The 550-nt window shown below is 41.8% G+C and carries 1 protein-coding gene; it reads right to left on the bottom strand.

All coding sequences use genetic code 11. The features are described from left to right. Window positions 1-204 precede the first annotated feature (204 nt). The coding region (locus tag IEY73_RS34840) for an aconitase family protein (RefSeq protein ID WP_268240517.1) at window positions 205-550 on the bottom strand (346 nt) is incomplete at its 5' end.

Below are 550 nucleotides of genomic sequence, written 5' to 3'. Positions count from 1 at the left end.
TTTCAGGCTCTAGTTTTGTTTTCATTAAAAGAGGCGATCCCTTTTATTTAGCTGTGGCTTGAGTGTTGGAAGAGGATAAAAAGGAGAGTAGTGGTGAAAAAAATCGTTGTGAGTTGGTGTGTGGCGTTGGCTTTTTTAAGCGCGGATTCAGCACAAGCTAATAAGGCAATCACTAATGCGGATTTGATTAAAGAGATAAGGGATTTAAAAAAAATAATCAGCACGCAAAACACTGAGATTAACAATTAAGTTAAAGTTCATGTAGCGATAGATCTTGTCTTTTTGGCTCTCTAGCTTTTCGCTCACTAAATTCATGTATTCTTCTTTAGTAGGGATTCTCCCTAGTAAAGCGCACGCCGCCCCAAGCTCTGCACTGCCTAAATACACTTTAGCCCCTCTACCCATACGATTATCAAAATTCCGTGTGGAAGTAGAAAAGACGACCGCATTATCCCTAACCCTTGCTTGATTGCCCATGCACAAGCTACAGCCTGGGACTTCAGTCCTTGCCCCGGCAGCCCCAAAAATCGCATAATAGCCCTCATTAATA

Source organism: Mangrovihabitans endophyticus, assembly GCF_014646155.1.
Lineage (GTDB): Bacteria > Actinomycetota > Actinomycetes > Mycobacteriales > Micromonosporaceae > Actinoplanes > Actinoplanes endophyticus.
Note: the sequence above shows the minus strand (reverse complement) of the source record. Positions and strands in the feature narration are given on the sequence as shown.